12 protein-coding genes, 1 tRNA gene, 1 pseudogene and 1 CRISPR repeat array are annotated in these 13,800 nt (G+C 65.7%); of the genes and pseudogenes, 1 reads left to right on the plus strand and 13 read right to left on the minus strand.

The genetic code is table 11. From position 1 onward, the window contains the following. Window positions 1-356: 356 nt before the first annotated feature. The 6 genes from QZ588_RS09890 to QZ588_RS09915 all read right to left on the minus strand — a co-directional run bounded on the left by QZ588_RS09890 (window position 357) and on the right by QZ588_RS09915 (window position 7,013). A complete protein-coding gene (locus tag QZ588_RS09890) occupies window positions 357-797 on the minus strand; it encodes a pilin (protein ID WP_295542241.1) in 441 nt (146 codons plus the stop codon). A 350-nt stretch (window positions 798-1,147) separates the two neighbouring features. Further along, the gene (bioA, locus tag QZ588_RS09895; protein WP_295542277.1) at window positions 1,148-2,461 is read right to left on the minus strand and encodes an adenosylmethionine--8-amino-7-oxononanoate transaminase; all 1,314 of its coding nucleotides are present in this window, start codon (window positions 2,459-2,461) and stop codon (window positions 1,148-1,150) included. A gap of 35 nt (window positions 2,462-2,496) precedes the next feature. After that, complete coding sequence (locus tag QZ588_RS09900) at window positions 2,497-2,853, minus strand: hypothetical protein (protein ID WP_295542243.1); 357 nt, start codon at window positions 2,851-2,853, stop codon at window positions 2,497-2,499. A 133-nt stretch (window positions 2,854-2,986) separates the two neighbouring features. Further along, window positions 2,987-3,877, minus strand: a complete 891-nt coding sequence (locus QZ588_RS09905) for an ATP-binding protein (protein ID WP_295542244.1) — start codon at window positions 3,875-3,877, stop codon at window positions 2,987-2,989. A 124-nt stretch (window positions 3,878-4,001) separates the two neighbouring features. Further along, window positions 4,002-5,669, minus strand: a complete 1,668-nt coding sequence (gene ettA, locus QZ588_RS09910) for an energy-dependent translational throttle protein EttA (protein ID WP_295542246.1) — start codon at window positions 5,667-5,669, stop codon at window positions 4,002-4,004. Window positions 5,670-6,158: 489 nt separating this feature from the next. After that, complete coding sequence (locus tag QZ588_RS09915; protein WP_295542248.1) at window positions 6,159-7,013, minus strand: trans-aconitate 2-methyltransferase; 855 nt, start codon at window positions 7,011-7,013, stop codon at window positions 6,159-6,161. A gap of 143 nt (window positions 7,014-7,156) precedes the next feature. Between QZ588_RS09915 and QZ588_RS09920 the strand changes: the two genes are divergently transcribed. Continuing rightward, window positions 7,157-7,247, plus strand: a tRNA-Ser gene (locus QZ588_RS09920). A 341-nt stretch (window positions 7,248-7,588) separates the two neighbouring features. Here the strand turns inward: QZ588_RS09920 and QZ588_RS18115 are convergent. The 7 genes and pseudogenes from QZ588_RS18115 to casB form a co-directional block, all read right to left on the minus strand. Next, window positions 7,589-7,747, minus strand: a pseudogene (locus tag QZ588_RS18115) (type I restriction enzyme endonuclease domain-containing protein); the annotation flags it as partial. A gap of 116 nt (window positions 7,748-7,863) precedes the next feature. Then, window positions 7,864-9,113: a CRISPR direct-repeat array (repeat unit 29 nt; unit sequence CGGTTCATCCCCGCAGGCGCGGGGAACAC). Between the two features lie 93 nt (window positions 9,114-9,206). Beyond that, entirely contained in the window at window positions 9,207-9,506 is a 300-nt protein-coding gene (gene cas2e / locus QZ588_RS09925; RefSeq protein ID WP_295542250.1) for a type I-E CRISPR-associated endoribonuclease Cas2e, read from the minus strand. Then, window positions 9,487-10,398 carry a type I-E CRISPR-associated endonuclease Cas1e gene (gene cas1e / locus QZ588_RS09930; protein ID WP_295542251.1) on the minus strand — a complete coding sequence of 304 codons (912 nt, stop codon included), beginning with the start codon at window positions 10,396-10,398 and terminating at the stop codon, window positions 9,487-9,489. The genes cas2e and cas1e overlap by 20 nt, the downstream gene beginning before the upstream one ends. 257 nt (window positions 10,399-10,655) lie before the next feature. Beyond that, window positions 10,656-11,345, minus strand: coding sequence for a type I-E CRISPR-associated protein Cas6/Cse3/CasE (gene cas6e, locus QZ588_RS09935; protein ID WP_295542253.1), 690 nt, complete (start codon window positions 11,343-11,345; stop codon window positions 10,656-10,658). Further along, window positions 11,345-12,094 (minus strand): type I-E CRISPR-associated protein Cas5/CasD, encoded by a 750-nt coding sequence (gene cas5e / locus QZ588_RS09940; RefSeq protein ID WP_295542255.1) that lies wholly within the window; start codon window positions 12,092-12,094, stop codon window positions 11,345-11,347. Before cas5e ends, cas6e begins: the two co-directional genes overlap by 1 nt. 5 nt (window positions 12,095-12,099) lie before the next feature. Further along, window positions 12,100-13,143, minus strand: a complete 1,044-nt coding sequence (gene cas7e, locus QZ588_RS09945; protein WP_295542256.1) for a type I-E CRISPR-associated protein Cas7/Cse4/CasC — start codon at window positions 13,141-13,143, stop codon at window positions 12,100-12,102. A 2-nt stretch (window positions 13,144-13,145) separates the two neighbouring features. Further along, the gene (gene casB, locus QZ588_RS09950; RefSeq protein WP_295542257.1) at window positions 13,146-13,766 is read right to left on the minus strand and encodes a type I-E CRISPR-associated protein Cse2/CasB; all 621 of its coding nucleotides are present in this window, start codon (window positions 13,764-13,766) and stop codon (window positions 13,146-13,148) included. Window positions 13,767-13,800: the final 34 nt, after the last annotated feature.

Here is a 13,800-nt window from a genome sequence, read left to right on the forward strand (position 1 = left end):
GGCGCTAACATCGGGCTGGCATGATGCCAGCGCACAGTCGTGTTTGCAGCATGATTGCGCCGCCGCGGGCATCAGTCGGATCGACGGCCGGAGCACCGACCAGCCGGCGCCGGCGCCCGTGATCGGCGCCCCTGGTCGGCCCCTCCTGGCCAGCCCCCGCAGGAGGCACGGCCGCCTGCAGGACGGGGCCGGCTGTTGTGATCCGGTGCGCGGGCCCGTCCCCGGAGCGCTGCCCGCGGTGAGCCTACACGGTCAGACCAACCCGGGAGGATCGGCGCCGCCGTTATCGCCGTGCTATGACCGGTTGCATCAGTTCGCCCGGCGCGCTGCCGCGCGCCGATGAGGGCTGTCACGCACTATCCGTCTTCGGTGGTGGTCGCTCGACATTCAGGCGGTAAGACCGAATAGCAGGTTTCGGCATTAGTGGTGCAGGCCCAGGTGATCGAATTGGAGTCAGTCGTTTTCGGTGTGAGTATGACCTGGCAGCTGTCAATATTGGAAGTGATGGTGATCACGCCGCTATCAGCGTCACAGCTTGATTCGGTGATATTACCCGTTCCGTTTGTGATCGCCTTATAGCCGGCACAGAGTTCGTTACCCTTCGCAATCTCTCCAGCTGTGATGATATTCTCCGCCACCCTCGCCTTCGCAGCAGCGGCTGCGAGAATTACCTCGGACATCTTCGCCCGCTGCGTATAGTCCATGTATGAAGGAACGGCGATGGCGGCGAGAATACCGATGATCGCCACCACGATCATCAGCTCGATGAGGGTGAAGCCGGCTTGTTGCTGGTTCATTAAGTGTCTCCAATCGTTTGAAGCTGCGAAGGGCGTCGGTGCATGGCTGGCCGGAGGGCCGCTCCCCCGAGGCCCCGGCGCCCATGGGCGGGCGCTCAAGGTCGCGGGCGGACGTCGCCAGCAAACACATCGAAGCAGCTTTCGGGCCAGAACGAACACTGCGACCGTGTCACGACAAGCCGCTGTTTTTGCGAATGACTCCCAATGCGTGTCGCATGACCGGCGAGCAGCGCCAAGCCTGGCCGCCGGCGACCGGGGACCGGATTCGGCGAAAACCGACCATTATTGTCACCCATGGCCCGGGTGATGCGACAACGGTGGTCGGATCGGCGGTCCCAGCCGAGACACGTCTATGGGTGCGCCGGCTCCGTCAGACGGCCCGCAGCGAGCGCGGCGAGCACCTCGCCGATGGCCTCGCACAGCTGCGCCAGCTGAGCCGGTGTAATGATGAAGGGCGGCATCAGGTACACCAGCCGGCCGAAGGGCCGCACCCAGACGCCGCGCTCCACCAGCGCCCGCTGCACGGCGCGCATGGGCACCGGGTCGGTGAGCTCGACGACGCCGATGGCGCCGAGCACGCGCACGTCGGCGACCCCGGGCAGCTGCCGGCAGGGCTCCAGACCGGCGCGCAGGCCCGCCTCGATGGCGGCGACTTCGCCCCGCCAGTCGCGCGACAGCAGCAGGTCGATGCTGGCGTTGGCGATGGCGCAGGCGAGCGGGTTGCCCATGAAGGTGGGCCCATGCATGAAGGCCCCGGGCACACCGCGGGAGATGGTGTCGGCGACGTCTGTGGTTGCGAGCGTGGCGGCGCCGGTGAGATAGCCGCCGGTGAGGGCCTTGCCCAGGCACAGGATGTCCGGTGCGACCCCCGCGTGCTCGCAGGCGAACAACCGCCCGGTGCGCCCGAAGCCGGTGGCGATCTCGTCCAGGATCAGCAGCAGCCCGTGGCGGTCGCACAGCGCGCGCAGCCGACTGAGATACGCCGGCGAATAAAAGCGCATGCCGCCGGCGCCCTGGACGATGGGCTCCAGGATCACCGCCGCCAGCGTATCGCCGTGGCGCGCCATCAGCCCCGCGATCTCGGCGATATCCGCATCGGTGCAGGGCGCCTCGAAGGCCGGCGCGGGCGGGGCGGCGAACACCTGTTTCGGCAGCACGCGCTCGAACAGGCTGTGCATGCCGGTCACCGGATCGCAGACGGACATGGCATCGAAGGTGTCGCCGTGGTAGCCGCCGCGCACGGTGAGAAAGCGCACCCGCTGCGGGCGGCCCGCCGCCTGCTGGTATTGCAGGGCCATTTTCATGGCGACTTCCACGGCCACCGAGCCGGAATCGCACAGGAACACATGCTGCAGCGGCGCCGGCGTCAGTTGCACCAGGCGCTCCACCAGACCCACCGCCGGCGCGTGCGTGAGACCGCCGAACATCACATGCGCCATGCGCCCGAGCTGCGCGGTGGCGGCGGCGTTCAGAACCGGATGGTTGTAGCCGTGAATGGCGCACCACCAGGAGGCCATGCCATCCACCAGGCGGCGCCCGTCCATGAGCTCGATCTCGCAGCCGGCGGCGGCGCGCACCGGGTAGACCGGGTCGCGGTCGATGGTGGCGGTGTAGGGATGCCAGGCATGGGCGGCGTCGACGGCGAGCAGACGCGCCATGTCCAGCGAGTCGCAGGTGCCGGCAGGCGTCGGTGCGTCGCTCACCCAAGCACCTCCAGTGCCCGCACCAGGTTGCGAATGTCCGGCTCGGCGTCCAGGGCCCCCTCCCAGAAACGATAGTGATGCACCGTCGGGCCGTCGCCGATGGTGAGCTCGGCGACAAAGCCCGAGGCGCCCGCCGGTGCCGGATGCGCCCGGGGCGGGCCGAGCTGGGCGCTGAGTGCGGCCAGTGCCTCGGCCTGGGCGCGCTCGAGGGTGCCCGCGGTTGGCTTGTGGCTGGTGTAGTCGCCGGCGTCGATGGTGAACCGGCCGTCCTCGGTGACCTCGATGTTCAGCATGTAATCGTCCTGGCCGACGACGTGATAGCGAATACGGGGCAGTGGGATGGGCTTGGGCATCGGTGGCACTCCTGGGCGCAGATGAGGACGGCGCATGCGGCCGGCCGGAAACACGAGCCCCATGATGCAATGCACGGACCCGTGCCGTGAAGCGGCGGACGCCGGATGCTGGCACCGGGTGTCAACTGTCGGATCAGGACGGTTGGGACAGGCGCTGGCGCCCGGCGCAATCGCGAGCGAATTGGTAGGCGGTGCGGCCGCTGCGCGAGCCCCGGCGCAGCGCCCATTGCAGCGCGGCGCGCTCGACATCCGCGCCATCGACCGCAGCGGCGCCCAGGCGCCGTAGCCAGTGCCGGCAGACGGTCAGATACTGGCCCTGCGAAAACGGCTGGAACGACAGCCACAGACCGAAGCGATCGGACAGCGAGATCTTCTCCTCCACGCCCTCGCCGTGGTGGATCTCGCCGTCGATGAGGCGCGCTTCGCGGTTCTCGTGCTGCAGCTCGGGTAACAGGTGGCGGCGGTTGGATGTGGCGTAGATCAGCACGTTGTCGGGCGGGGCGCTGATGGAGCCGTCCAGCGCGGCCTTGAGCGCCTTGTAGCTGCCCTCGCCAGCCTCGAACGACAGATCGTCGCAATACAGGATGAAGCGCTCGCCGCGGTCCTCCAGCTGCGCCAGGATGCGGGGCAGATCGGCGAGCTCGTCCTTGTCGACTTCGATGAGGCGCAGCCCCGCCTCGCGGTAGGTGTTGAACAGCGCCTTCACCAGGGTGGATTTGCCCGTGCCACGGGCGCCGGAGAGGAGGACATTGTTGGCGCCGGCGCCGGCGAGGAATTGGCGGGTATTACGGTCGATCTCGGTGCGCTGAGCATCCACGCAGCAGAGGTCGTCCAGCGTGAGGGCATGCGGGCGATGCACGGCCTCCAGCCAGCCGGGGCCGCCGACGCCGCTGCCGCGGCGCCAGCGCCAGGCATGGGCGCGCCAGTCGGTGTCGGCCGCCGGCGGCAGGTGCCGCTCCAGGCGCCCGAGCAGGCCCTCGGCACGCGCCATCAGGGTGGTGAGACGGGTGTCTTGGTCAGCCATGGGGATTGCGTCATTCGCGTGTCTGATCATCGCCGGCCGTCAACCGTGCGGCCGCCGGGGGCCAGGCGCGGGCGCGGGCCCATGGCAGCACGACGGCGGTGACCCTGGCCCGGGCCGCGCGCCGTCAGGCGTCGAGTCGCCGGAACTTGAGCCGATGGGGTTGGTCGGCCTCGGCGCCGAGACGGCGGTGGCGATCGGCCTCGTAGTCGGCGTAATTGCCCTCGAACCAGGTCACCTGGGAGTCCCCCTCGAAGGCCAGGATGTGGGTGGCGATGCGGTCCAGGAACCAGCGATCGTGGCTGATCACCACCACACAGCCCGGGAAGGCGAGGATGGCCTCTTCCAGGGCCCGCAGGGTTTCCACGTCCAGGTCGTTAGTGGGCTCGTCCAGCAGCAGCAGGTTGCAGCCGGTCCTGAGCAGCTTGGCCAGATGGATGCGGTTGCGCTCGCCGCCGGAGAGATCACCGATGCGCTTTTGCTGATCCGAGCCCTTGAAATTGAAGCGGCTCACGTAGGCGCGGGAGGGCATCTCGAACTTGCCGACGATGATGTTGTCGGCGCCGCCTGAGACCTCTTCCCACACGGTTTTGCTGTCATCCAGCGCATCGCGGCTCTGATCCACGTAGCCGATGTCCACGGTGGGGCCAATGCGCAAGGTACCGGCATCCGGCTGTTCCTGACCGGTGATGAGGCGAAACAAGGTGGTCTTGCCGGCGCCGTTGGGGCCGATGATGCCGACGATGCCGCCCCGGGGCAGGTTGAAGCTCAGGTCCTGATACAACAGCCGCTCGCCGTAGGCCTTGCGCAGGCCCTCGGCCTCCACCACCAGATCGCCCAGGCGCTCGCCCGGCGGGATGTAGATCTCGTTGGTCTCGTTGCGCTTCTGGAATTCCTGCGATTGCAGCTCATCGAAGCGGGCCAGGCGCGCCTTGCTCTTGGCATGGCGGCCCTTGGGATTGGCGCGCACCCATTCCAGCTCGTGCCGCATGGCCTTGATGCGGGCCTGCTCGGTCTTTTCTTCCTGCTCCAGGCGCTGCTCCTTCTGTTCCAGCCAGCTGGAATAGTTGCCTTGCCAGGGGATGCCGTGGCCGCGGTCGAGCTCCAGGATCCAGCCGGCGACATTGTCCAGGAAGTAGCGATCGTGGGTCACCGCCACCACCGTGCCTGAGTAATCGTGCAGGAAGTGCTCCAGCCAGGCGACGGATTCCGCATCCAGGTGGTTGGTGGGCTCGTCCAACAACAGCATGTCCGGCTTACTGAGCAACAGCCGGCACAACGCGACGCGGCGGCGCTCACCGCCGGAGAGCTTGCCCACGTCCGCCTCCCAGGGCGGCAGGCGCAGGGCGTCGGCGGCAACCTCCAGGGTGCGCTCCAGATTATGGCCGTCGGTGGCCTCGATGAGGTTCTCGAGCTCCCCCTGCTCCTTGGCCAGGGCGTCGAAGTCCGCATCCGGCTCGGCGTAGGCGGCGTAGACGGCGTCGAGACGCTCCAGGGCCTGTTTGATGGGGGCCACGGCCTCTTCGACGTTGCCGCGCACGTCCTTCTGCGGATCGAGCTGTGGCTCCTGGGACAAATAGCCGATCTGGATACCGGGCTGCGGACGGGCCTCGCCCTCGATCTCGGCGTCGAGGCCGGCCATGATCTTGAGCAGCGACGACTTGCCGGCGCCGTTGAGACCGAGCACGCCGATCTTGGCACCCGGGAAGAACGACAGGGAAATGTCCCTGAGAATGACCCGCTTCGGCGGCACGACCTTGCCGACGCGGTTCATGGTGTAGATGTACTGCGCCATGGTATGAGCTGAGAGAACAAATGGACGTTGAGCTGGTGCTGCGCGCGGTGCGCGACATGGCCGGCGCGGGCTGCGGGCCGCCGGGCGCAAACAGCGCGCCCCGAGCCCCGATGCTGGCCGCGGCGGCTGGCCTGCCCCCGGTGGCATTGCCCGCCGGGCGCCGATCCGGGCACGGGCACGCAGCTTCTGACGATGCTTGTGACGATGCTGAGGACACAGCGGCGAGCGCTCGCCGCTGACGACCCCGGAATTTTGCGCGCTCACTCGAGAAATGTCCAAACAGACGGTTCACATCTCGTTCCATCGATCAACCGGGTAAGGACAGCTTTGAAGTGGCCGCGGCCGGCGCCGATGGCCTGCGCGCGCGCTGCCGTGGTGATCACGAGGCACCCGCGCGGGCATGCGGGCCGCATTGGGGCGCCGCCGGGCGAGCCCGCGGGATTGCGCCCGACTCGACGGGCTGCGCCGGGGATGGCCGTTTCGCCGGCCTCACTTCTGCGCGCTGAGATAACAAATCCAGCCGGCGTCGGCATCGGCATGCTCGGCGGGCTGGAAGTCGCCATCCGGCTCACCGTCTTCGCTCCAGCCCTGCCAGTAGACGACGACCCGCCGAAAACCGGCCTCACCGAGCAGCTCGCGGATCTCGGGCAGGGTCCAGAGCCGCCAGCGGTAGCTGAACGCCCGCCGCAGCTCTGTGCCGTCCGGCAAGGCGAAGTCGATGTGACAGTCCATCAGGCCGGTGATGGGATCGTAGCTGGCCTGCTCCCAGCGGTAGGTGAAGGTGCCTTCGTCGTCCTCCACGGTGCGCTCTTCGATGATCGCGCGGAAGGCGTCGTAGCCGCCGTAGGCGTCGAGGAAAAAGACGCCATCGGCCGCCAGATCCCGGTGCACCGCCCGAAAGTAGTCCCGCAGCTCGGCGCGCTCGCGAAACAGCCAGTAGCTGAAGTTCATGGCGATGACGGCATCCGGCGCCTCGCCGGGCGGGGCGGCCCGCACATCCGCCCGCAGGAGCTGCAGCCGTGCCCTCGACGACGGCGGCAGGGGCGCGCGGTTATGCCGCTCCGCCCAGGCGAGCACCGCGGCGTCCGCATCCAACCCCAGCGCGTTGTTCTGGGGATGACGCTCCACCCATTCCCGGCACACCGCGGCGGTGCCACAGAAGTCCTCGCGCAGGCGCCGGGCGTCGCGCCCGCGCAGCCAACGGAAGCGCTCGGTGAGGAAGTCCACCTCCGCCTCCGGGCACTGCACGGCACGCTCGTAGAGGCGGTGGATGTCGGCCTGCCCGGCGGGCGTGGGGGCGGGCGGGGCGGCGCTGCGGGCAGCGGCGGCTGGCTTCGGGGGCATAGGATTTGGTTTGAAATGGTTGGTCGGTTTAGCTATTCTAGCCGGCTCGAGCCTGCGCTATCACGGCGTGGCCAACCGCCGATCGCTCACCGAGTCAGCCCGCTCGGGCCAGAACCAACCGAGCGCCGGCGCGCCGAGAATCCGGAGAGGTGTCCGAGTGGCTTAAGGAGCACGCCTGGAAAGTGTGTATAGGTTAATAGCCTATCGAGGGTTCGAATCCCTCCCTCTCCGCCAAATCAATAAGCTAAGTTTCTGAATTAGAAAGAAATTTTACATGTAACTACTAGCTTGGTCCCCCGATCACTCCCCCACTCAGTAGGGCAAACGATGTCGGGGTCATTCGCGACGAACCGGTCTGTCTGCGTCCTGTGGAAAGACGCACCCCCTTCTGGGGGTGTGACGAACGGCAGCTCTACCGGTAGTCACTACGATCGCCCTTCGTCCTAACCCGTCACGCCCAACCGTCGCCTCGCGAGACTGGCCCGTCGGGCTTGCGTAGCCCACCGCTCCGGTAGTACTTCCGCCTGCTGCAGCACGCTCCACATCCCGACGTCCTGCGGGTCCGGTGCAGCGCCTTATCGTTTCAGGATCTGCTTCGCCTTGATCCGCATCCAGGCTGGGGTCGAGTACCGATGCACCCAGTCGATGGTGACGTTCTCCCGTAGGCTAGCCAGCAGCTCGTGGGTGATCACACGGGGCCGCACGTCGGCCATGATCTGGTTGGTGATCCTGTCGTCCGCTAGTGCAGGCCTTTGTTTGAGCCCTTATTCAGCTGAAGTGGGAAACGCTGCGGCCGAACCGAGCCGCACTCGGATGACTTCGGTGGTGGAGGAAAAGTTTCGTCGCAACCGCTTCCATCCCCGTAGGCGCGAGGAACACGGCCCCCAGGCTGGCGGTAACGCCGGTTGGATCGGTTCATCGCCGCAGGCGCGGGGAACACAAAGCCAACGAGCGGCCAGGGCAGCAAGCGGCCGGTCCATCCCCGCAGGCGCGGGGAACACTGCCCGAACCGGCTCGCACAACGGCACTAATCCGGTTCATCCCCGCAGGCGCGGGGAACACGTAGAGACGCATCTCGACATCGTCGATGGGCTCGGTTCATCCCCGCAGGCGCGGGGAACACAACGCTGCCATCGTGCCCGTCACCGGACCCATCGGTTCATCCCCGCAGGCGCGGGGAACACTCTCCCAGGGCGCGCGCGTCGGCGTCGGTGGGCGGTTCATCCCCGCAAGCGCGGGGAACACTGACCGATGAGCTGCGCCAGGGGCATCGGCAGCGGTTCATCCCCGCAGGCGCGGGGAACACGTCGCCCGGGCCGATGAGCGTGCGATTGATGCCGGTTCATCCCCGCAGGCGCGGGGAACACCCGATTTTCCTGACCAAAGCCGACGGCACGGTCGGTTCATCCCCGCAGGCGCGGGGAACACTGGGCTGAGTTGACAGATTCTGAGACAGGGGTGCGGTTCATCCCCGCAGGCGCGGGGAACACAGCCGGAGGCGCTGCGCATCGCCAGGCGGGCGGGGTTCATCCCCGCAGGCGCGGGGAACACTCTCAAGCCCGCGGTGCCGTTCACATCGCGGGCGGTTCATCCCCGCAGGCGCGGGGAACACTGGTCTGGCCGTAGTCCAGCATCCCCGACAGTCGGTTCATCCCCGCAGGCGCGGGGAACACTCTCTCGTGCCCGATGACGTGATGGAGCGCGGCGGTTCATCCCCGCAGGCGCGGGGAACACGGCCAGCTCGGCCTCCAGGTACTCGCCCATCTCGGTTCATCCCCGCAGGCGCGGGGAACACTGCTCCCCGATCTTTTGCTCCAGCTCGTTGAGCGGTTCATCCCCGCAGGCGCGGGGAACACGAATAGACGGCTCGCCGCCGTGTCGATGGCGTCGGTTCATCCCCGCAGGCGCGGGGAACACCAGGCCAGCTACCTGCGGGGGAAGCGGTATAACGGTTCATCCCCGCAGGCGCGGGGAACACGACAGTGAGCACGAACGCGCCGGGAAAGCCGACGGTTCATCCCCGCAGGCGCGGGGAACACGGCGGCGCCTGCCTGCTGCGTGCGGTAGTAGCCGGTTCATCCCCGCAGGCGCGGGGAACACACTTCACGGAACCGATTGTATTAACAAGAAAAAAAGACTTGTAAAAAAGGTACCGAATTTGCACGCGCCAAATCAGCGCTTCCTGTCGGGTTGTTAAGGAGCTTTGGGTTTGTCACTGGTGGGCAAAAAGCTGACAAGCCGCAAGCCATCAAAATCCACCGGGACTCTACGGTTCCTTCCGAGGGTGACGAAATCGTACCCTGACTCGGTGTTTGTGCTCCAGGCCATGACGACATTGCCGTCTTCCGCCCCCTCGCTAATCTGGTGCCAGATGAATTCGCGCACCCGTTTGGACGGATTACCAATGTAGACACCCGCGCGCACTTCCAGCAGCCAGACGGCGAGCCGCCCGCGCAGCCGTGGCGGCACATTCTCAGTGACGATGACCAACATCTCCGAGTCCCTCGTCCTGCTTGATGGCGGGCGGTACGGATTCCTTTGGTGGTTTGGGTGGCTCCAGTCCTCCGGCAGCCAGGACATCTTCAATGATGGGGATGATCTTGCCTAGCAGGTGGGTGGAGCGGAAGGTGTCGCGACAGGCAAGGCGGACCTCCCGCTCAGGCTGGCGCGGCTCCTTCGCGGCAATCTTGAAAGCGACCGGCACGACCGTCTCGAATTTGACGATGTCGGCGATATCGTAAACGAAGGACAAAGGTTTACCCGAGTGGATGAAGCCGACGGCGGGCGCATAGCCGGCGGCGAGAATAGCCGCTTCAGTGATACCATACAGACAGGCAGTGGCGGCAGACAGGCAAAGGTTTGGCAGGTCGCTCGCGTCCCACTGGGTCGGGTCATAGTGCCGCCCGCGCCATTTGACGCCGAAGCGCTGCGCCATAGACTCGTAGAGCTTCTTGACCCGCGCACCCTCGATCCCGCGCAGTTGATCGACGCTACGCCGCTCTGGCGGCTTCTCGCCGAAGCGCAGTTCGTACATCTTGCGCACCACTTTGAGCCGAGCCTGATCGTCCAGGGCAAGCTTGGCCTGGTATAGCAGACGGTCGGAGCGTGCACCGCCGGGCTGGCCAGAAGCGTAGAGCCGCACTCCGGCCTCACCCACCCAGATGAGTAGCGTGCCGACCCGCGCTGCTAATGCTGCGGCCCGGTGAGAGACGCGGGTGCCTGGCTCCAACATGATGCCGGCAACACTTCCGATGGGGATGTGAGTGCGAACGCCGCGTTTGTCGATAACCACAAAGGCTCCGTCGAGCACATCGATCTCGCCGTACTCGATGAAGATGAGAGAGATCCGTTCCTTCATGGCGATGGGCTTAAGTGGTGGGAGCATCCGTCCTGTCCTAGGTCAGTTAACCGATGTCGTCGGAACGGTCCGCCGCCAATCCGATTATCGGTACGTGCTGGTAATGACGGCGGTGCTTCGACTCCGCGACCGCATGAGCGCTACCTCTCCTGCTTAACTAGTGCAACACTGCTAAAGTTCTGAGACCGTCCGATCTTGACCCAAGCTGATGTCGGCACGGTTCATCATGAGGTATCGAGACTTCAACAGTGTTGCACTAGTGGATCCGGCTGTGGGAGGTGTCGTCAGACTCGCCGCAACAGCAGTAGGCCACAGCCAAAGGCCTTGGCGGGGCCGATACCCTTGTGCACAGCCCCAAGGAAGCGATCCGCATGCAACACCCGCAGTATGCCGTGGTAGTCCAGCGTGCTGAAACGGATCGCCGTTTGCTGACCGCGTTTATTCAACCGATGTTGTCGATAACCGTCTACGTGGATGGCCTCCAGCGCGAAGCCGTTGCGTTCAGCGCGGTCCGCCAGCCACGTAGCCCCTGCACGCTGCACCAACTCCGCTTGGCTCGGTCGTCGACCGGGATCAAGTTCTCGCTCAGCCTCCAAGCGCTTAGCCTGCATGACCACATCGTCTCGATAGCGGCGCTTGTCGGAAGGGTCGGTGCTGGCCTTGCGCGTGCGCACAGGGTTGGCGCGAAGCACGAAGCCGAGCCGCGCACCCGCAGCCAGTGTCGGGGTGAAAGGCTTCGTGGCAACCTGCCATGTTGGGTCCGATGCCATCGGCTGTCGGTCCGACAGGACGTAAAAAGTGGGCCAATGGCCAAGCTGCTCGCGCCGGAAGAGAAAGTCGCGCGCGCCTGCGTCTGTGTCGCTCATCAGTCGCCAGATCACCTGATGGTCGCTGTACGCGTTTTTTGGAATCGCGCTGGCGAGTTGTCGCAGGGGTTGGCCACGGCGGAGTTCAATCTTGCTCAGGTATCGCATCAGCCTGGTCCACCCACCCAGTGGTGTTCGTCGCGCGGTGCGAATTGGTGCCGGAGACGAGATCTGGGCTGGTCGTAGCGCGGTGTCGTTGCGGTGGGTAGCATCGTTCCACTCGGTACTCCAGTCTCCCACCAACAGGGGGCACTTGCCGGCGGCATCGCATTGAGCTGGTCGGCAACCTGGCGCCAAAGCTTGGTTGCAGCCGCCTCGTCGTAGGCGGTTAGCGCCGCAGGTAGGTCTTGCGCCTCGATCACCCGCGGTGCCAAGGGCAATGCCAAGGGGCAGGCGCGTCGGCCCAGGTAAAGCGGAAACCGCGGCCGCAGCAGTGCCAAGGACAGGTCTCGTGGCATCGGAGTATCCGGCGCACCGCGCCAGTACAGGCAGACTGTGTAGAGTGCATCGGCGCGATAGTCCCGTGTGGACAGCACCGTGGTGAGGTTTGTCCGGTCGGCCAGCTCGTTGCGTCTGGTCTGGAGGTGGCGCAGGCGGGCCGTGTTCTTGGCAAGTTGGCTGGTGTGGTAGTCCCGCAAGGGCACGCCCACGGCGTCGACCCTGACGGCGAACCGGTAGCCGTTGGCCAGTGCGGCATGCTGTCGGTCGTCGTTGCGCTGGATCCCGAGGGCAGCGGCCAGAAGACCCAGCACAGCGGACTTGGATGGGTGGTCCGTCGTTGGTCGCCGCTCGCCGACGGCGATATCGCCCCAAGCAGCGAGCGGGCCGTAGAGTCGAAAGGCGATGAAGGTATGCATGGTGCTCACTCCTTGGCGAAGGCTATGAGTTCCTGGAAAGTTCCCTTTTCGGGATCAAGTGTATCCACAATTCGACGCGCATCAGCGCAGGCGCCATAGACCTTATCCATGTTGTCACATGTCTCTGTGAGAGCGGCGATGGCCTCCGCCAGCATGCCGTCCTTACGTCCTTCCACGGGCTTTAGGAATGCGACGGACAGCGACCGCGGCTGCTGATCGCCCCTCTCCGCAAGGAAATAGGACGCCCGCGCGCGGGAGCCGAAGGTGTTCTGCTTACCGGTCGGGGCGACTGTGGTGGCGGCTTCAATCAATGCGCCCAAGGTTCTGTTGCGCAGGTCGATGTCGCCGCCGAGGTTCGCGGTGAGCAAGTCCCGGTCGATGCAGATGTAGAGATAGAACAGCCCAGCGGCGAACTCGGTCTCGCCCAGGTGCCCGGCGCCTACATCCTCGATACCCTCGTTGAGGTCGTCCACTGCGGTAAAGAAGTCGTCCTCTACGGCGACCTTGTGCACGCTGATGGCATGGGCTACCTGGGCAGAGGCATCGGTGTTGTAGCTGGGGTCGGCGGCGAGCATGCGGCCGAAGAGGCCGATGTCCGCAGCGCTGTGCTGGTGGCGAAGTAGCTTCAGGTCCTCGTCCGTCGGTGCGGACTGCGTTTTGATCAGCTTCTCGCAGAGTGCTTCGATGGCGATGTTCTCTTCGGGGCTGAAGTGGGCGAGCTGCTCGATCTCAACCGAGCCCGACTTGACCTTGCCAAACTGTTTCGCGATGGCGGCCGCCCACTCCGTTGCCTGCTTCTCGGAGATTCCAGCCTCGATCAACGCTTGTTTGATACGGGTGCCCTTTTCCTTGGTGCGCACACCGAGGTTGCCTTTGAGCGCGCCCTCGAATACGTCTGAAGTTCGCCAGGCGCGCTTGAGGCTTTGTGACGAGACGCGAAGTCGCGTCACACCGCCCATCACGGCCGTCTTGGGCCGGCCTAAGTCGTCGCGGTTCAGGTTAGCCGGCGGATAGGACGTCAGCAGATGCAGTTGCAGGAAACGGGACATGCTCAGGCTCCTTGTGCGCGGTTGTCGGGTCGTTGTTGCAGCAGGGTGTCGTAGTAGCGCTGAACCCAGTCACGGCGCTGCCGATCGGTCCAGTAACGCACGCTGCGGATGAGGTCAGCTACCGGCACTCGGTCGCCGGCGAGATGAATCGTGCGCAGAAGATTCGGGTAGAGTTCTTTAAGTTCTCGAATGGCCACGAGACGCTGAAAGCGCAGCTCGCTCACACGCGGGCCTAGCCCCGCTCTTGTGGGTGTTGCCAGAAGAGCTGCGACAGTCTTGGCCAGCTGCGGGACTGGCGCTTCTACCGTTGGCTGATCGCCGCGAGCAGCCTCGGACTCGTCGCCCCCGGACTGACTGGAATCCCCCTTGACGTGCGCGAGCAGTCCAGCGACCGCCGCTACGGTTGGCCGGTCCTTCCAACCGAGCGCACTCACCTGGTAGAACAGCCTGTGATACGCGGGTACGAACAGCACTTCTTCTAGGTTCTTGCAGCGGCGCAGCGCGGCCAACTCGCCGCGATTGCTCGGCTTGCCCGTCTCGGGTGGGGTGACGAGGGGCTCCCACCAGGCCAGGGTCGCTTGGACGAAATCTAGTTGGTCGGTGTGCTCGGTGGGTTCTCCCATGCTCTGCTCCTTAAGAGGGGGTGTACTCGGGGGT

It is taken from the genome of uncultured Thiohalocapsa sp. (assembly GCF_913062725.1).
Lineage (GTDB): Bacteria > Pseudomonadota > Gammaproteobacteria > Chromatiales > Chromatiaceae > Thiohalocapsa.